At 33.1% G+C, this 18,511-nt stretch carries 18 protein-coding genes; 5 read left to right on the forward strand and 13 right to left on the reverse strand.

Annotated features, from left to right (window positions below):
* Positions 1 to 43 precede the first annotated feature (43 nt).
* The 3 genes from uvrB to ACFSJT_RS17630 all read right to left on the reverse strand — a co-directional run bounded on the left by uvrB (position 44) and on the right by ACFSJT_RS17630 (position 3,881).
* On the reverse strand, positions 44 to 2,050 hold the full coding sequence (gene uvrB, locus ACFSJT_RS17620; protein ID WP_378321654.1) for an excinuclease ABC subunit UvrB: 2,007 nt from the start codon (positions 2,048 to 2,050) through the stop codon (positions 44 to 46).
* Between the two features lie 90 nt (positions 2,051 to 2,140).
* Positions 2,141 to 2,977 (reverse strand): ABC transporter permease, encoded by an 837-nt coding sequence (locus tag ACFSJT_RS17625; protein ID WP_378321655.1) that lies wholly within the window; start codon positions 2,975 to 2,977, stop codon positions 2,141 to 2,143.
* Positions 2,978 to 2,981: 4 nt separating this feature from the next.
* Positions 2,982 to 3,881, reverse strand: coding sequence for an ABC transporter ATP-binding protein (locus ACFSJT_RS17630; protein ID WP_378321656.1), 900 nt, complete (start codon positions 3,879 to 3,881; stop codon positions 2,982 to 2,984).
* A gap of 322 nt (positions 3,882 to 4,203) precedes the next feature.
* Here ACFSJT_RS17630 and ACFSJT_RS17635 point away from each other — a divergent pair, with 322 nt between their 5' ends.
* Positions 4,204 to 5,271, forward strand: coding sequence for a hypothetical protein (locus tag ACFSJT_RS17635; protein WP_378321657.1), 1,068 nt, complete (start codon positions 4,204 to 4,206; stop codon positions 5,269 to 5,271).
* Positions 5,272 to 5,293: 22 nt separating this feature from the next.
* Here the strand turns inward: ACFSJT_RS17635 and ACFSJT_RS17640 are convergent, their stop codons facing one another.
* The 7 genes from ACFSJT_RS17640 to ACFSJT_RS17670 all read right to left on the reverse strand — a co-directional run bounded on the left by ACFSJT_RS17640 (position 5,294) and on the right by ACFSJT_RS17670 (position 12,014).
* Positions 5,294 to 6,067 (reverse strand): TSUP family transporter, encoded by a 774-nt coding sequence (locus tag ACFSJT_RS17640; protein WP_378321658.1) that lies wholly within the window; start codon positions 6,065 to 6,067, stop codon positions 5,294 to 5,296.
* Positions 6,068 to 6,073: 6 nt separating this feature from the next.
* Positions 6,074 to 7,132 carry a nucleoid-associated protein gene (locus ACFSJT_RS17645; protein WP_378321659.1) on the reverse strand — a complete coding sequence of 353 codons (1,059 nt, stop codon included), beginning with the start codon at positions 7,130 to 7,132 and terminating at the stop codon, positions 6,074 to 6,076.
* Between the two features lie 54 nt (positions 7,133 to 7,186).
* A complete protein-coding gene (locus ACFSJT_RS17650; protein WP_378321660.1) occupies positions 7,187 to 7,699 on the reverse strand; it encodes an IS1096 element passenger TnpR family protein in 513 nt (170 codons plus the stop codon).
* Between the two features lie 55 nt (positions 7,700 to 7,754).
* The gene (locus tag ACFSJT_RS17655) at positions 7,755 to 8,795 is read right to left on the reverse strand and encodes a COX15/CtaA family protein (RefSeq protein WP_378321661.1); all 1,041 of its coding nucleotides are present in this window, start codon (positions 8,793 to 8,795) and stop codon (positions 7,755 to 7,757) included.
* Between the two features lie 111 nt (positions 8,796 to 8,906).
* Positions 8,907 to 10,334 carry a CCA tRNA nucleotidyltransferase gene (locus ACFSJT_RS17660; protein ID WP_378321662.1) on the reverse strand — a complete coding sequence of 476 codons (1,428 nt, stop codon included), beginning with the start codon at positions 10,332 to 10,334 and terminating at the stop codon, positions 8,907 to 8,909.
* 8 nt (positions 10,335 to 10,342) lie between these two features.
* Positions 10,343 to 10,912: an L-threonylcarbamoyladenylate synthase gene (locus ACFSJT_RS17665; RefSeq protein ID WP_378321663.1), complete on the reverse strand. Its 570-nt coding sequence runs from the start codon at positions 10,910 to 10,912 to the stop codon at positions 10,343 to 10,345.
* A complete protein-coding gene (locus ACFSJT_RS17670; RefSeq protein WP_378321664.1) occupies positions 10,905 to 12,014 on the reverse strand; it encodes a glycosyltransferase family 4 protein in 1,110 nt (369 codons plus the stop codon). Before ACFSJT_RS17670 ends, ACFSJT_RS17665 begins: the two co-directional genes overlap by 8 nt.
* Before the next feature lie 413 nt (positions 12,015 to 12,427).
* Here ACFSJT_RS17670 and ACFSJT_RS17675 point away from each other — a divergent pair, with 413 nt between their 5' ends.
* Together ACFSJT_RS17675 and ACFSJT_RS17680 are read left to right on the forward strand one after the other, a co-directional pair.
* A complete protein-coding gene (locus tag ACFSJT_RS17675) occupies positions 12,428 to 13,225 on the forward strand; it encodes a lipopolysaccharide kinase InaA family protein (RefSeq protein ID WP_378321665.1) in 798 nt (265 codons plus the stop codon).
* Positions 13,226 to 13,324: 99 nt separating this feature from the next.
* Positions 13,325 to 14,347, forward strand: a complete 1,023-nt coding sequence (locus tag ACFSJT_RS17680) for a glycosyltransferase family 4 protein (protein WP_378321666.1) — start codon at positions 13,325 to 13,327, stop codon at positions 14,345 to 14,347.
* Positions 14,348 to 14,429: 82 nt separating this feature from the next.
* On the opposite strand, the gene ACFSJT_RS17685 is transcribed toward ACFSJT_RS17680, so the two are convergent.
* The 3 genes from ACFSJT_RS17685 to ACFSJT_RS17695 form a co-directional block, all read right to left on the reverse strand.
* On the reverse strand, positions 14,430 to 15,200 hold the full coding sequence (locus tag ACFSJT_RS17685; RefSeq protein WP_378321667.1) for a glycosyltransferase family 2 protein: 771 nt from the start codon (positions 15,198 to 15,200) through the stop codon (positions 14,430 to 14,432).
* A gap of 121 nt (positions 15,201 to 15,321) precedes the next feature.
* On the reverse strand, positions 15,322 to 16,386 hold the full coding sequence (locus ACFSJT_RS17690) for a glycosyltransferase family 9 protein (protein WP_378321668.1): 1,065 nt from the start codon (positions 16,384 to 16,386) through the stop codon (positions 15,322 to 15,324).
* 69 nt (positions 16,387 to 16,455) lie between these two features.
* Complete coding sequence (locus tag ACFSJT_RS17695; RefSeq protein WP_378321669.1) at positions 16,456 to 17,271, reverse strand: 2,3,4,5-tetrahydropyridine-2,6-dicarboxylate N-succinyltransferase; 816 nt, start codon at positions 17,269 to 17,271, stop codon at positions 16,456 to 16,458.
* A 129-nt stretch (positions 17,272 to 17,400) separates the two neighbouring features.
* Between ACFSJT_RS17695 and ruvX the strand changes: the two genes are divergently transcribed.
* Together ruvX and def are read left to right on the forward strand one after the other, a co-directional pair.
* Entirely contained in the window at positions 17,401 to 17,811 is a 411-nt protein-coding gene (ruvX, locus tag ACFSJT_RS17700; RefSeq protein WP_378321670.1) for a Holliday junction resolvase RuvX, read from the forward strand.
* A 24-nt stretch (positions 17,812 to 17,835) separates the two neighbouring features.
* Positions 17,836 to 18,426, forward strand: a complete 591-nt coding sequence (gene def / locus ACFSJT_RS17705) for a peptide deformylase (RefSeq protein ID WP_378321671.1) — start codon at positions 17,836 to 17,838, stop codon at positions 18,424 to 18,426.
* Positions 18,427 to 18,511: the final 85 nt, after the last annotated feature.

Here is an 18,511-nt window from a genome sequence, read left to right on the forward strand (position 1 = left end):
GAACATCTTCTTTGTGAATTACTACACTCAATGGAACAAAAAATTATACCTTTTCATTTTGAACCTTATCTTGTAACATTTTTATTTCGTCCCGTAATCTTGCTGCAGTTATGAAATCAAGCTCTTTGGAAGCTTTTTCCATTTCCTTTCGCACATTGCGAATTCGGGTTTCTAATTGTTCTTTGGTATAGTATGCAGTTTCTTCTTCTGCAGCCTGTAATGACGGGGCAACTTCAAATTGATACGGTTCTACTTTTTTACCAGCCAAAGCACTATCTAATGATTTTTTGATCGCTGTAGGTGTAATACCATGCTCAGTATTATAAGCAATCTGTTTTTCTCGGCGATATTCCGTAGCATCGATAGTCTTTTGCATACTTTCAGTAATTTTATCAGCATACATAATTGCTTTTCCATTCACATTTCTTGCAGCTCTACCTACCGTTTGTACCAAAGATCGTTGGTTTCTTAAAAATCCTTCTTTATCGGCATCCAAAATAGCCACCAGGGATACCTCTGGTAAATCAAGACCCTCACGCAGAAGGTTTACCCCGATTAATACATCAAAAATACCCTTTCGTAGGTCCTGCATAATTTCTACACGTTCCAATGTGTCTACATCACTATGAATATATCTGCAACGTACTTCAATTCTAGTTAAGTATTTTGCCAATTCTTCCGCCATTCTTTTAGTTAATGTGGTCACCAATATACGTTCGTCAAGTTCAATGCGTTTATGTATTTCTTCGATAAGATCATCAATTTGATTTAGACTTGGGCGTACTTCAATCACAGGATCTAACAATCCAGTAGGTCGAATAATTTGTTCTACATAGATTCCTTCACTTTTTTGCAATTCATAATCGGCCGGAGTTGCACTTATATAAATCACCTGGTTTTGCAGTGCTTCGAGTTCCTCGAATTTTAAAGGACGGTTATCCATAGCAGCAGGAAGTCTAAACCCATATTCTACCAAATTTTCTTTTCTCGAACGGTCACCGCCATACATCGCATGGGTTTGTGGTATAGTCACATGACTCTCGTCTATGATCATTAAATAATCGTCTGGGAAATAGTCTAGCAAACAGAAAGGTCTCGTTCCCGGTTGTCGGCCATCAAGATACCTTGAGTAATTCTCGATTCCAGAACAATATCCTAGTTCTTTGATCATTTCTAAATCAAAGTTAGTACGCTCTTCAAGGCGTTTGGCTTCAAGAGGCTTTCCTATTTCTTTAAAATACGCTACTTGTTTACCTAAATCTAGTGCGATTTGGTCTATAGCATTATTTAAAATATCAGGAGAAGTCACAAACATGTTTGCCGGATAGATATTAAGTCTGTCATATTTTTCAATAATGGCATTGGTTTGGACATTAAAAGCTTCAATTTCTTCAATTTCATCTCCAAAAAAATGAACTCTAAATGCATCGTCTGCATAGCTCGGGAAAATATCTACCGTATCTCCTTTAATTCTGAAGTTTCCACGTTTAAATTCACCTTCTGTCCGTGAATATAAACTTTGCACCAAGCGGTGTAATAATGCAGTTCGAGATACAAACTGACCTGATGCTATTGAAATTACATTTTTCTGAAACTCTACTGGGTTACCAATACCATATAAGCACGATACTGATGCAACTACAAGAACATCTCTTCTACCTGAAAGTAATGAAGATGTCGCACTTAAACGAAGTTTTTCAATTTCTTCATTAATGGATAGATCTTTTTCAATATAGGTCCCTGAAGTAGGGATATATGCTTCCGGTTGATAATAATCATAATATGAAACGAAATATTCTATAGCATTGTTTGGAAAAAACTGTTTGAACTCAGAATATAACTGTGCTGCCAGTGTTTTGTTATGCGCTAATACCAGGGTTGGGCGTTGAACCCTCTCAATTACATTGGCAGCTGTAAACGTTTTCCCAGAACCTGTAACACCTAAAAGTGTTTGGTATTTTTCATTTGCCTGTATCCCTTCAACCATTTGTTTTATTGCTTGAGGTTGGTCTCCGGTGGGTTCGAATTCAGATTCAAGTACAAATTTCATGTATGCTCTTTCTTTTTAAGAATAAAGATAGGGAATACAATGAATAGATCAGGTCAAACCCAATTGTTTTTGATACTCTTAACGTTTCGTTTATAAATCTCTTTTCTTTAATAAAGCATAGGAGAAATAGATGAAAATTACCGTCCAGGTCAAAACAATCAAAATTTCATACCAATGCACAGCATAATCCTTTTGAAAAGACTCTCCTAGCTGATTTGCAGCTGTTTGTATAAAGTTCAATCTGCTAAAGGGTTCTCCGATCAAATTATCCATAGATTCTAAGGGAAAGAATTGAACGATATTATCGGCAATATCAGTTCCTTTGAATACCTTAAATTTCAAAACGGCGTAAATAATGTTTTCGACAATCCACCAGATAAACAAAAATCCTAACGCAAAGGCTGATCTTTTGACTAAAATGCCCAAAAACATACAGAAAGCAAAGAATCCTATAAGCTTTACAAAGTAAGCAACCATATATTCCAGATCTGAAAATATGATAGAAAATTCATTATAGTCTGAAAAACTTAACCCTAAGATCATCGAAACAATGAACAAAAATAGGGTTGAGACTAAAGAAAAAACAAGAACAGTCAAAAACTTAGAGCCGATAAATTCTTTTTTGCTTAATCCATCGATAAGATTTTGTTTTAGTGTGCGATGACTGTATTCGTTAGCCATCATAGATACAATAACTATGGCCAGAAATAATTTAGCCCAAGCTCCTATAAATGTATTGAAGTGCCAGATATAAGGAAAATTAAAGATTCCCTGGTCTGCAATTCTAAATTTTACTCCTGCAAAATTAAATTCTATTGAAGCAATTAGTGCAATGAAGGTGATCAAAACAAAATAGGTGATGGTAATCACTTTTGCAGCTTTGTTATATCTTAATTTCTGAAATTCTATGTTGAGTAGTCGTAACATGGCTTTAGTCTAATTTGTTGGTTAATTGTAAGAATTGTTCTTCCAGGCTTTCTTTTCGTTTTACCAGATGTGTAAGAACAATCCCTTCTTGAAATAATTGCCGGTTAAGACTTTCTTCATCCAGCTCTTTGGTTAAGAAAGCAACAATTTTATCTCCGTCTTCTTTTATATTGCCAAAAACATCATTTTTAGATAACCATTCTCTTAAAACACCATTTTGATTACTTTTTAATTCAAAGAATCCATGACTTGCATTCATTTCATCAACTGGGCCCGAATAAAGCTTTACTCCTTTTCGGATAATTACTACATGACTACATACTTTTTCTACTTCATCCAGTAAGTGAGAAGCTAAGAGAATTGTGGTGCCCTTTGCAGCGATCTTTTTGATAATTTCACGAATTTGATGTATCCCTTGAGGATCCAGCCCATTTGTAGGTTCATCCAAGATTAAAATCTCAGGATCATTTAGTAACGCAGAGGCAATCGCCAAACGTTGTTTCATTCCTAAAGAGAATGTCCTGAATTTACTATCCTTACGATCCAATAACCCTACAACTTCAAGTTTTTCTTCAATCTTATTTGAAGGAACCCCTTTAATTTGGCATACTAATTTAAGGTTTTGAGCGGCTGTCATGTAGGGATAAAAATTAGGTCGCTCTATAATGGCTCCAACTTTTTTTAATGCTTGGTGTGTTGAAGTATTACCATCAAACCAGGTAAATTCTCCAGATGTTCTATTGACTACATTAAGTACAACACCAAGTGTGGTTGATTTACCACTTCCGTTTGGGCCTAAAATGCCATAAACATTTCCCTTTTTTATTGTGAAAGATAGATCTTTTACAGCGGTAATAGGGCCAAACTTTTTAGTGAGATTAGTAAGTGTGAGTATATTTTCCAATTGAAATTGTTTTGGCGGTTATATAAAACAAGACGATAAGTAATCGTTTTTGTTACAAAATGTTTTATGAGAGATAAAGTATTATAGTTTCAGAGAAACAAATAAATACTGGTGATTCTACCCTAAAAAATTAGTTACAATGACTTGATTTTTGTACTAAAATTAATCTGTAGGATTCAATTAAGTTGAACAAAATTAGAAATCGATAATCAAAAGTGAAATAAAAATATCTCGAACTTTGCTTCTTAGTGACTTTGTACCTATGAGACTTGAGAAATTTATTTAAAATCTTGTAACTTGCTTCTTGTAGAGAGAATTTGTTATGGAAGAAAAATTAATGTCGAAAAAGAAGCCAACGTATCCTATAAATGATCACCTTGATGGGTATTTGAAAGAATGTAATCGAAAGATTAAGATCCCTGTATTCTATGATGATTTGCTAAGATTTTCAGGTTCGATCGTGGTCTATGATAATAACGACGAGGATACTTTGTGGGTACGTGTTTATTATGAAGAACATGAAAGGCCAGAAATAGAGGCAAGCCTGAAAAAAGTATATACAATTCTTCATTCTGATGGAAATGAAGACGCTATAGAATTTTTAAATATTGATGCTATTGATTACTGCACTTTTGGTAATTCAAAACCTTTTAGAATTAAGATTAGAAATATACTTAATGATAACTACTCGTATATTTATGTTAAAAAGGCCGATGCTTCTAGAATTTATGGTTTAGAGTTGGAACATATGTTTTCTCCTAACCGGATCAATTTTTTGGTGTATAAAAACACACTTATAGAGGAGCATATTGCGGGTATACCCGGAGATGTGTTTATTAAAGATTTTTTACCAGATTTAAGTGATCAGGCTAAGTCGCAGATTGCTAAAGAGTTTGTGAAATTTAATGAACGTTGCCAGATGCGATTGCTGGGTGATATGCGGTCTTATAACTATGTTATCATCCCGATACATGATTTTGATCATGTAGAATACAAAATCAGAGCTATTGATTTTGACCAGCAATGTTATGAAGGAAAGCTGAAGGTATATCAACCGCAATTTTTTAAGGAGAACTTTTCTATGGTAGATGTGGTGATGAACAAATTACAGCCAAATTCTATAGAACAATACAAAAAAGAAGAACGTTCTATTTTGGCGAAACGTATTTTGGCTTCCCGATCACGTTACGAGACTCTTGTCGATTGCATGTGTAAAGACAAGATTTCAACTAATGATAATTTGAAAGAACTAAGAGAACACTTGTATAATTTCACGTTGGATCTAAAATTTCGTCGTAGTAGATCAATGGGTGAAGTACTAAAAACTGCCCTTGATTTTGTTCGTCGAAATTATGAGAATGTGAATATGAAAAATTTATTGGATCGTTAAAAAAATAAAACCTTCCCATATCTTACAGAATCCCCGCGCCGAGCAGAAATGAAAAAATGATCAGTAGAATTCCAACAACGATCTGTATAGTGTTTATTGTGATCTTTTTTAGAAATTTATTTCCAAAATATGCTCCAATAAACGCCATTACAGTTGCTGTAATGAGCATTCGATAATTAAGTTTGCCACCTAATTGAAAGATATCTTTTGCATATACAGAAATTCGAGCAACATCAATAAAACAAGCTATAACAACACCAGTAGCAATAAAGGCTTCCTTGTTGAGCTTGGCCCGAATCAAAAATGCAGTCCGTAAAGCTCCTTGATGCCCTGATAATCCTCCAAAAAAACCACTTAAAGCTCCACCAACAGGTAAATATTTTGTGTTGATTTCTATTCTCTTTAACTTCGGGATAAGATCAAAAAGAGAGAAGAAAATCAATAATAAAGCAATACATATTTTAACTGCAGTTACCTGATAGGATGTATTCGCAATTTTATATGAAAATAAAGGTGCTACTTCTGTGAGCGCACCAAGAATATGAGCTCCCAGAAAAGCAAATATAATTGCAGGACCCCCAAAACGAAGGACAGTTTTTACATTAGCTTTTTTGCCAGTAAGCGTTAACTTAAAAAGGTTATTTAATAAATGAACAATAGCAGTTAAAGCAATTGCGATATCTATCGGGAAGAATAAGGCAAAAACAGGCATTAACAATGTCCCCAGACCAAAACCAGAGAAAAATGTTAATCCTGATCCGAATAAAGCAACGATTGCTACCAGAACATAATCCACAACCTACTAAGATTTTTGTTCTTTATTGAAATAAACGAGATAATAATACATTTGCTTTTCTTCATCCCATCCTTTTTCTACAAACTTCTCTGCAGACTCTGGATTAATAAAATCCATCTTGATCTGTACATTAGTGTCAAGATTGATCACATTTTTCATTTTTTTGCGAGCAGCGGTTACCGCATTGTTAGCAATAGGGAAGGAGGTAAGATCTTCGATCTGATATTTAGGTGCTTTTTCTGTTTTATAATGCTTAAACTCTGGAATTAAATCAGGATTATCGATCACTTCGTTTAAGAAAGCAGTCTCTTCAAACTCATCATTTTTGGCGAAGTGGTTTACAGCGCGATTCATAAACATCACCTCTTCTTTTTTGTCTTCTGCAGGCAATACTACATCTTTGGCAAAATCCTGGCAGAATTTCATATACTTTTTAGTATAAAAATTCTCATCTGCAAAGGCTTCAACTCCCAAAAAGTGTTCTAGCCAGTATTTTGTATCATATCTGTTAGAATCAACTGATAAAATTTTATAACCTTCTTCTTTTTTATGATTGAAAATAAGACATCCTTTATCTAATTTATTTAAGTTAACACCTTGCTGAATTAGTAACTCGATATTAGATTCTTTTTCTGCAAACTGAAGAAAATCATGCTTTAATTCGGATTTAAAAATTCCTACTGCAGCAACTTTTTCGTTATCAATACTTACGTTCTCAAGATAGGTCACGTATACTTCACCACTTTTAATATGAGGATGCTGTGATTGTTCGTAAAGCAAAGAAGCAATACGCTTAGATTTTTCATGAACAGAAGCAGGATTTTCAAAAATTTCGGTAACAATTTTATATAGAGGATTAAATTCTACATCTACTTCGTTTGCAAATTGGAAATAGTTCTCTTCTTTATCGCGAAATGGTTTAAAGAAATACTCCTTTAAGATAGCTGTTAATTCATCATTAATGGTATAAGGAGATTCTGATAGAAATATGCTTTCGCCTTTATTCTTATTTCCAATTTTGTGAACTGAAAGCGATTCGATTTGAGTGCTGTATAAGTTGATCATGACATTTGTGTCATCCCAGCGCAGGCTGGGATCTTTTTAATTAATAGTTAGTTTCTAATTCCAATTCTCATCGAATCCAAGATCATCATATTCATCTAGATCCATGAAGTCCTCATTTCCTTCATCAAAATCCATGGATTCGTCAGATTTGAACTCTTTTTCTGGTGCGTGATCTGGTATTTGACCATGAACAAACATAACGTTTGGATATTCCATACCATTTTCATATTCTGAGATTTCAGCTAACTCGACCAGGAAGGTCCACATGCTCAAGAAATCATAAATATAAATTAGTTTTGGAGAAGCTTCATTTACCACATCGATTAGTGTGGTTTCATTCATCAATCTAACGGGTTGATTACCCTCACTCATGTCAAATAATGAGATTTCTTCACCTTGGTTCCATTGATCATCGCTAATATAAAAAGAAGCCATTTCTGTCCCGTCAAACCCAAAAGATTGGGTAATTACATTATGAAATTGCTCTAAGGTGGCATCCTGTTCAATTTCAATATCTCTAAACACGTCTTCCTCGGTATCCAGGATAATTCTAAAGCGATAAATCATTGTTGACTATTTTGATTGGCAAAGATACGAACAAGTTCGAGACTATTTTTACATTTTAAACAGCTTGTTTTTCAATTCTAAACTTAGATTTAAAAACTTCTAAAAGAATAAAAAATTGTACTCCAAATAAAAGTGATGCCAAAACTAAGTGTAGCGGTTGTGACAAAAACGGGAAGTCAAAATAATACATTAATATTCCTGTTAATGCTTCGAAACCAATGAAAATCAAAACCCAATTAAGCTTATTCAATCCTAATCGTTGTTTTCTATTTTGCAGGAATAGCCATGCATTAACCAAAACTATTACAATCGAAAAAGATCTATGTATATAAAAGGTCAAAGTTGGTGGATTCAACCATTCTGATTTTGCAAGCTCACCCAGCTGTTTAATTTGTTCATCTACATATTGTCTAACTTGTGTGCCTAAAGCTACTTGGATTAATGTCAATATCACCGAGAATATAAGTACAGCTTTGAACGCTTTTGGAAATTTATTGAGTGTTAGTTTTTCCTTGGTTTGGTATAAAATATAAAGTAGAATTCCTAAAATTACAAAAGCCATGACCATATGAATTGTTATTCTTAATGGCAAAAGATTAGAGTCTACAACTACCTTACCTAACCAAGCTTGAAAGCCCATCGCCAAAATGGTGATCATGGCAAAAATGGGAATTTGTTTGTTTGTTTTCCAATAATTTAAAGAAAGAATAAACATGAGCAAAATTGGAATACCAGAAAGTACCGTAATGAGTCGATTTATATATTCTATCCATGTATGCCAAACGTTAAAAATAGCATAGTCGTGTTTGGTATATTTTTCCCAATTCTTAGAATTATAAGTTTCTGCAGAGACAAAATCTTTTGGAGCAATTTTGAGTTCTTCATTAATGATAACGATAACGCCTCTTTCATACTTATTATTTGGTTGCCATTGTATTTGAGAGGCTGAAGTTGGAGGGATATAATATCCGAAACATTTGGGCCAATCAGGGCATCCCATTCCAGATCCGGTCATTCGTACAACGGCTCCTGCAATAATAATCAAATAGATAAGTATTATTGAGGTGATGACTAGAGGTCTAAAATATTTTTTCATATTATTTTGAAGTTACAAAGTATCCAAACATATAGAATCTATAATTCCTTTATTTCTTTAATTTGCTTAATTATGAACTCCAGCCTTAGCCGGAATATCAAAATATTTATTCTAACTACGAACCACAAGCCCTAATTCATTTCCTTTTCGAATCATAAATTGATATGCAGCTTCATACTCGTTAGGAATTTCTCCTTCTAGAATTGCTTCCTTAATTGCTTCTTTAATAATACCAATTTCTCTTGAAGGTTTTATATTGAAAGTCTTCATGATTTCTTCGCCTGTAACCGGAGGTTGAAAATTACGGATATGGTCGCGTTCTTCAACTTCAATCATTTTTTGACGTACGACTTTGAAATTATGATGATATTTTTTAAATTTTTTAGGATTTTTTGTAGTAATATCGGCTTCACATAAAGTCATTAACTCTTCGATATGATCACCCGCGTCAAAGACTAATCTACGAACGGCAGAATCGGTTACATCACTTGCGATTACGATAGGTCGAGAACTCATCAATACCATTTTTTGAACGAACTTCATCTTTTCGTTCAAGGGCATTTTTAACCGTTTAAACAGTTTGTAAACCATTTTTGATCCTACAAATTCATGTCCATGAAAAGTCCAGCCCACTTTTTTGCTAAACTTTTTAGTAGGAGCTTTGCCGATATCGTGTAATAATGCTGCCCAACGCAACCAAAGATCATCTGTGTTTTCAGAAATATTGTCTACAACTTCTAGTGTATGATAAAAATTATCTTTGTGGCGTTGTCCTTCTATCTCATCGATTCCTTTTAAAGCGATTAATTCGGGTAATATGAAATTTAAAAGTTCTGTTTTTTCAAGTAACTTAAAGCCAATTGAGGGTTGATCACTTGATAGAATTTTATTGAGCTCATCAACAATACGTTCTCTGGAGATGATTTTAATACGCTCTTTATTTCTGGTGATGGCTTTGAGTGATTCGTTTTCGATCTTGAATCCGAGTTGGGTAGCAAATCTAATAGCTCTCATCATACGTAATGGATCGTCAGAATAAGTAATGTCTGGTCCTAAAGGAGTACGTATGATTTTTGATCTTAGGTCGTTGATACCATCAAAGGGGTCAAGTAAGTCTCCATAGCTTTCCTTAGCGATGCTTAAGGCCAGCGCATTTATCGTAAAATCTCTACGATTTTGGTCATCTTCTAATGTTCCATTTTCTACAACAGGATTGCGACTGTCTTCTGAATAAGATTCTTTACGTGCACCAACAAATTCTACCTCAACATCACTGGTTTTTAACATGGCTGTACCGTATGTTTTAAAAACCTGAACTTTTGGATTGCTGGGTAATAATTTAGCAACTTCCTGAGCTAATTCTATGCCACTACCTACTGTGACTACATCAATATCTTTGGCTGTTCCTCTTTGTAATATGTAATCTCTAACAAATCCACCAATAACATAGCTTTTTAGATTCAGTTGTGCTGATGCTTTGCTAATAGTATTAAAAATTGGATGTTGTAAGGCTTCTTTGTAATTTTTAGCTTCCGACATGAATCAATTTACTTCCTTATAATTTTTACCGTGCTGTCATTTCCGATTTTAATAATCGATGAAGGTTTCGTACCTTTTTTTTGTAAAGGCAAATTTACAACATAGTCAACGCCTTCCAAAATCGCTGTAGATATTTCTTTAAAGTTTTTTGGGGTGGGCATACCACTAATATTGGCAGAAGTAGAAACGATTGGTCTTTTGAGTTTTCGGATTAATTTTCCGCAAAAGGGATCTCTGGCAACGCGTATTGCTAAAGTATTGTCTTCTGCAATAATATTTTCTGCTACTCTAAGCGGTCTATCATAAATTATTGTTGTCGGTTTTGAAGCATATTTAAGAATATCATACGCAACTTCGGGGACTTCTTCTACATATTGTTGTAACATCTTAAAATCACTAACTAAGCAGATCATCGATTTACTTTCTTCTCGTTTTTTTAGTGCGAATATTTTATCAATAGCCTCTGCATTTGTTGCGTCACATCCTACTCCCCAAACTGTATCAGTAGGATAGAGAATGATCCCTCCTCTTTTTAAGACTGAAATTGCTTTTTCGATTTCTGTATTTTGATCAGTCATAATTTAACACTGTTTTATAAACATTCAAAGTTTGTTCAGCCATAATACTGGTTGTAAACATTTCTAGTAGTTTTTTATAACTTATTTCTGTAAATTCTTTTGATAACTGAGGATTTTTAGAAAGTTGTAATATATGTTTTGTTAGGGTTTCAGTATCATATACCGGTGCAAGTAATCCATTAATTTTATGCTCTACAGCTTCAGAGATACCCCCAACATCGGTGCTAATCACGGGAGTTTTATGGTACATAGATTCATATATAAATTGGGGTATTCCTTCACTCTGCGATGTTATAAGACTAATATCAAATTGCGAAATAAAGTTTGAAGCATTTGGTGTGTAACCTAAGAATATTATGTGTTCTTCAAGGCTTAATGATTTTACCTTATCTAGTAATGCCTCAGTCCTTTCGGAAAAAGTCCCTATCTGTACAAAAATAAAATTTGTATTCTTCTTTTTATTGATGATGATATTGGCTACATCGATCAATGTTTCCAAGTGTTTCGCTTTGATATGATTACCGATATTTCCAATAACTATCTTATCCTCTGCAATACCATATTTCTCTTTGAGTTGAAAAGGGGTTTCTGTACTTTTGGTTTTGAGATTGGTTCCATGATAAATAGTTAGTAATTTATCTTGATCAACAATCGCTTTTTCAGCTACTCTCTTTGTTTCATCAGATACACATAATATTTTTCTGATCTTTGGATAGTTATATTTATAGAGCGTCTTTTTTCTTTGTTTAATAGGGAAAGATGTTTTTTTGCTGAATACAAACGGGGGTAAGCCATAAAGTTTATCTGCTAATATGGCGGCAAACAAAGCGCTGGGTTCGTGGATATGAATCAAGTCTACATTCTCTTTCTTACAAAATGCACCGATTTTAAGAAAATATCTCGGGTCAATCTTAATTTTTAGCGGAGCCGTAATAAAGTTAAGTTCAGTTTTTTCTAATCTTCTATGAAATGGAGTATTGCGAGCACACAAAATTGTGTTTTTAATCTCAGGATTCGATTCTTTTAACTCAAAACATAAATTCTCTATGTGATTCTCACCACCACCCCAATTTGTAACTGCCGATAAATGTAAAATATGCATATTTTTTTTGACTAGAATTGTTTTTGCTTTATCAAAGCTGCGTTGAAGGTTAAATAAAAGGGTAAGGATTTATTAATATTGTTGAAAGACTTTTCACGATTAGCTTCTCATAATTATAAAGATCAAAAGTACAAGTTGGAAATAGATTAAACAAATGATATTTATGACATTCAATTCAGTAATACATATCAGAGAGATATGCTCCTGTATTTTAATTTGAATATATTTGCACAAAATGAATATATAAACTACAAACATATTTGTGGTGGTGGGATGTGTGAAGTATTTTATAGAAATAAATAGCAGTATGTAAATTAAGTTTTATTCATAATTTTTCTAATAGTATTTATTTGATTTAGTATTGCAACCATAAAGTGCGACTAGGTATTTAATTTAAAATAAAAAGCTGTTTAATGCAAAAAAAATCTGTAATTCACTCTAAGTATAATTCCCTAAGAGATAAAGTGTTAGGTGCTATTATTAATTTTGAAGAGTTTGAAGAGATATTGGGTGATGCAGAACGTAATATAATAAAAATTGTAACCATTGATAGTAAAAAATATACTATAAAGTCATTTAAAATACCTAACTTTTTTAATCAAATCGTATATCGTTTCTTTAGAAAGTCTAAAGCAGAAAGGTCATATGAGTATGCAAATAAATTACTTAAACTTGCTATAAATACTCCTTTTCCGGTAGCTTATCAAACTGAGACAACTTCTTTTTTGTTTAAAAAAAGTTACTATGTAAGCAAATTGATAAATTGCGATTTGACATACAGGGAACTAACTACTGATTTTGACATTCCTGATCATGAGGAAATACTTCGAGCATTTACTAGATTTACTTATAAACTTCATAAAAACGGAGTAAATTTTCTTGACCATTCTCCTGGTAACACTTTAATTGAGAGAAAAGAAGGCGGATATGAATTTTATTTAGTTGATCTCAATAGAATGGAGTTTGGTATAATGGATTTTAAAACCAGAATTAAAAACTTTGCTAAGCTCACTATTCACAGATCGATGATAGAGATTATGAGTAACGAATATGCAGCATGTTCTGGAGAAGATGAACAAAAGATATTTGATTTAATGTGGCAATACACAAAAGAATTTCAGCATCATTATTATCGAAAAATTCGTATAAAAAAAAGAATATTTTTTTGGAAGGAAAAATACAAAAATAAGATTTCAGAAAGTCCAATCTAAGGTAACGATAAGAGTTCTTTAATAAAAATTACATAAGATTTTCTAGTGTTGTTTTGTGCTGCTACATGAGTGATGAGCTCAAGATCTAATATATTTAATATGCCTAAAAAAGGAAACCTACAGGAGCGATTATATTTTCTAATATTTCATAAATGGAAATATGGTATCGCAATTTTAAGATCGAAGTTATATAAAAATGTAAAAAGCACGAGAATTGAAAAAATTATCTACGTTGCAAGAGAAAAAGACAAAGATTGGATTTTTGGTGCGAAGGTAAGGCGGTTATCGCGATACTCTTCTTTAAATGCAACAGCATATTATCATAATAAATTGCGTAATCTGCCTGATGCTGATGGTTACTACTATATTTATCAAAACTATTTTTGTCGATGCATACGCAGTACTCCTAACGTTTTGAATAAGAAAAACATTGTTATGTTCACCCATCCTACTTGGTCTAAAAAATATTCAAAGACCCATGTGGTATGGTGTCTTAATAAAGCAGATTCTGTGATTTGTCTCAATTCTGAAATTAAAGAATATTTGGAAGAAATTGGAGTAAAGTCTAGTATTCTCAAGGTAATGCACATAGGAACTTCATCTGAATTCTTTTATTATCATGAGCGAAAAGATGGTGGTATTGGCTTTTGTTCTAATTTTGGCACTAGAAAAAATCCTGATCTAATTTTTAATTTGGTTAGAAATATGCCTGATAAGAAGTTTTATTTAATTGGTCGTAATTGGGAAGATTACAACAAATTTAAAGAGCTTTCTCAACTTCCTAACTTCACATACTATAATAACATGCCTTATGAATCTTATCCTGATCTTTACAGTAAAATTGATGTTTTTGTTTCTCCATCGACATTAGAAGGGGGGCCTGTGCCAGTGCTTGAATCTATGATGTCTAATTGTGTTCCAGTTGCTTCAAAAACCGGCTTTTGTCCAGATATCATTGCACATGGAGAAAATGGCTTTTTATTTGAGATTGATTCTAAATATCAAGATGTAATACCCCTTATAGAACAAGCTTATACTCTTAAAACGAATGTAAGAAATACTGTATTAGAATATACGTGGCAAAATTGCTCGAAAAAAATCGATGATTTGTTTATAAATTAGAAAGAATATTGACTGCAGCATCATATCAAGATGAACAATACCCCGCTAATTTGGAAGGTTTATGGTCCAAAATTTACAATAACTAAGTGGATTGATTGTATTTTTTTTTATGTAACTCCCTTAATTTAATGTATTTTAAGAAAGTCAGATTAGCTGTCTGGGCACAAATCACAAATCCATTTAAGCCGTCAAGAAAACCTAATCTCAAGAAGTAGGCTTTGAAAAAAGCCCACGTTGGATTGAAAAAAATTTTCCAAAGTGTAGCTTTTTTACCTAACTCCAAATATGATTGGGCAGAAATGGTAGAGAATTTTTCTATTTGTTTGTTATAAGCGCTGTAAGATGGGTAGTTCCAGTGTAAAATATCGCCTTTTATTTTTCCAACATTTTTAGGATTGTATAATTTGTAGGAATCATGAGGATTAATGCCTTTCCATTCTCCTTTTCCCTTTACAAACGCTCTCAATTTTTTGTCGGGGTACCAATCAGAATGCTTAATCCATTGACCACAAAAATTATTGTAGCGATTCATATAATATCCATCGTACACCCAATTAGATTTTAATTTAATCAAAGATTTTTGTAATTCTGGTGACAATGCTTCATCTCCGTCCAGAGAAATAATATGAGAATAGGAAGCTTGAGTAATAGCAAAATTCTTTTGCTCCTTGTAACCAAGAAATTTTTGTTTTATAAATTTCACTCCAAATTTACCACAAATTTCTTCAGTTTTATCTGTTGAAAAAGAATCCACAACAACTATTTCATCAACCACATCTTTGAGAGATGTTAGACAAGTTTCTATTTTTCTTTCTTCGTTGTAAGTAATAATAACTCCAGAGAGTTTAATCATTTTTGGTGTATTTATTTAAATTTGGTTTTGTGCAAAATTAACTATTATATTATTGTCGAGATTACTCTAATAAAGGAGTTTGTTCTCTAAGACTATTCAGTTTAATACTTAGTTTAAAAAATTACTCAAAATTTTTATATAAAAATTCTCTTAATTGGTTAGTGAATAATTCTGGTTTAAAATTGGAATAAAGTTCTAAAGACGCTTTTTTAAGTTCTTTGGTAGTTTTATTCATAAAAAGAGATGGAATGAAATCTACAAGATGAACCGACATATGTTTTTCGTCATCTTCAAACATATTCCAATCTTTTTTAATGATCCAGGGAGAAAAAATAGTAAAGGTTGGGACCTCTAAGGCTTTAGCAATGTTGATAGCACCACCTTCATTACCAACTAAGGCATCACAATAGGATAGAATAGCAATAAATCCACGAAGACTTTTTGCAAATACATCGAAATATATGTGTTGCTGAGTTTTGTAATTGGTTAAGTTATAGACAGTGCGAGCATCTTTTTCCTGGTTAGGGATATAGTTGAATAAAACATTAGCTCCTGTTGAAGAAACTATTTCGTCAATAACCTTTGCCATGTACTTCAGAGGTAGTGTTTTTCTCATTTCACTACCAAGTACACTAATCATGACTAGAGGTTTCTTTAGATTTACCTCGTTAGATTCTAAAAATTCCTTTGCTCTTTCTTTCTCTTCTCGTGTCAGGAATATTTTCGGTCTTATAATTTCAGAAGTAATTCTATTTTCTGGAAAAACCAGACGTAATCTATTTTCTATTGCTGTACTGGCATTGGTAATTGGTTCAGGAATTCTACGAACTGTTTTAGTATAAAAAAACTGCGTATACCACTTATAGAATGATACTTTTTCTGTAGCTCCGGAAAATAAGGTAATGAGATTACTTTCTAACTTTCCATAAGCATCAATAACGAGATCATATCTCGTTTTTTTAATTTTTAGTAAAAAACTACAAAAGTCTATTTTGTTATCGCGGTAATTATTTTTAAACTCGATAATAGTATCGAAAAACTTGTTTTCTGCTACTACCGGTCTTGTGTTCGAATTTATTAAGTAATCAATAGAGGCATCAGGATATTCTTTACGCAAAGCTTCGCAAATAATAGTACTTGTTAGTACATCGCCTATCATTTTTTGCTGAATAACTAAAATCTTCATTGACTATCAATTAAAACAATTGAGCTTATCTTTTTAAGACAAGCTCAAATTTTATAGCTGTTTATTAAACTAAACGGCAACATCGTATTCACGAAGTGCATCGTTCAAAGAGGTCTTTTTATCTGTACTTTCTTTGCGTTTACCGATGATTAACGCACAGGGAACATTATATTCCCCAGCTGCAAATTTTTTGGTATAGCTTCCAGGAATAACAACAGATCCAGAGGGAACTACTCCTTTTCTTTCTACTGGAGTATCGCCTGTAACATCAATAATTTTTGTTGATGCAGTAAGTACTACATTGGCTCCAAGAACGGCTTCTTTTTCTACCTTTACCCCTTCCACGACAATACAACGCGACCCGATAAAAGCATTATCTTCAATAATCACGGGAGCTGCTTGTAAGGGTTCTAAAACACCACCTATACCAACGCCTCCGCTTAAATGAACATTTTTACCAATCTGCGCACAGCTGCCTACAGTAGCCCAGGTATCGACCATAGTGCCTTCATCAACGAAAGCCCCAATATTTACATAACTTGGCATCAGGATCGTACCAGGAGAGATGTAAGCTCCATGGCGGGCAACCGCATTAGGTACTACTCGTATTCCTTTGGCTTCATATCCTCTTTTTAAAGGGATTTTATCATGATATTCAAAAATTCCGGCTTCTAGAGTTTTCATTTTTTGAATGGGAAAATATAGTACCACCCCTTTTTTAACCCATTCATTTACCTGCCAGCCATTTTCAATAGGTTCAGCTACTCTTAATTCACCAGAATCCAATAAATTTACTACTTCCCGAATGGCATCTTGCGTTTTGGGGTCTTTTAAAAGCTCTCTGTTTGCCCAGGCTTTCTCTATGGTTTCCTTTAGTTGGTTCATTGATTTAAAAAATTTTGGTAAATATAAGAGCTTCCTCGGAAAAAAGTACGGATTCACCATATTTTAGGAAACCATTAATAAATTAGAATGTTTATTTGTTATAATATCATATTTTTGCAAAAAAAATAGATGGCACGAATTTTGGCGATAGATTATGGAGGAAAGCGATGTGGGATTGCAATTACTGATGAATCTCAAATTATTGCTTCAGGATTGACGACTGTAGATACTAAAGATTTGTTATCGTGGTTAAAAGAATATGTGTCTAAAGAAGAAGTTGAGCTTTTTATAGTAGGGGAACCTAAAAGATTGCACGGAGAAGCGTCAGAAATCGAAAAATTAATTAAACCTTTTTTAGAAAAATTAAATAAAGAAGTTCCCGCAATTCCTGTAAAAAGGATAGACGAGCGCTTTACATCAAAGATTGCTTTTGATACAATGATTGCGAGCGGAATTTCTAAAAAGAAACGAAAAGATAAAGCACTGGTAGATCAAATTAGTGCTACGATTATATTACAAGATTATTTGTATAATCGATAAAATAACAGAATAACAAATAATAATATGATACTTCCTATTGTAGCCTACGGAGATGCTGTATTAAAGAAAAAAGCAAAGGAGATTGAAAAAGAATATCCTAAGCTCGATGAATTACTAGAAAACATGTTTGAAACTATGTATGCAGCTCATGGGGTTGGGTTAGCGGCTCCTCAGGTAGGTTTGCCTATCCGTTTGTTTTTGGTGGATACAGCACCTTTTTCCGAGGATGAAGAACTATCTGAAGACGATAGAGAGCAATTGAAAGGTTTTAGAAAAGTATTTATTAATGCTACTATAATCGAGGAAACTGGAGAAGAATGGTCTTTTACCGAGGGATGTCTTAGTATCCCTGATATTAGAGAAGATGTTTTTCGTAACGAAACTATAAAAATCAACTACTTTGATGAGAACTTTGTTGAACATACTGAAACATATGATGGTTTAGTGGCGAGAGTGATTCAACATGAGTATGATCATATCGAAGGAATTTTATTTACAGATAAACTATCAAGCCTTAAGAAACGTTTAATAAAAGGAAAGCTGACCAATATTTCTAAAGGTAAGGTTAATGCAGATTATCGAATGCGTTTTCCGCTGGCGAAAAAAATAAGATAAGTAAAGTTTACAAGAAATATTTATGTTGACAAATGTTTGATTTTTTCAAACGAACTGTGGATATTTGCCAACCTTGAAAAGATAA

The sequence above is a fragment of the Aquimarina celericrescens genome (genome assembly GCF_042682765.1).
GTDB classification, from domain to species: domain Bacteria; phylum Bacteroidota; class Bacteroidia; order Flavobacteriales; family Flavobacteriaceae; genus Aquimarina; species Aquimarina celericrescens.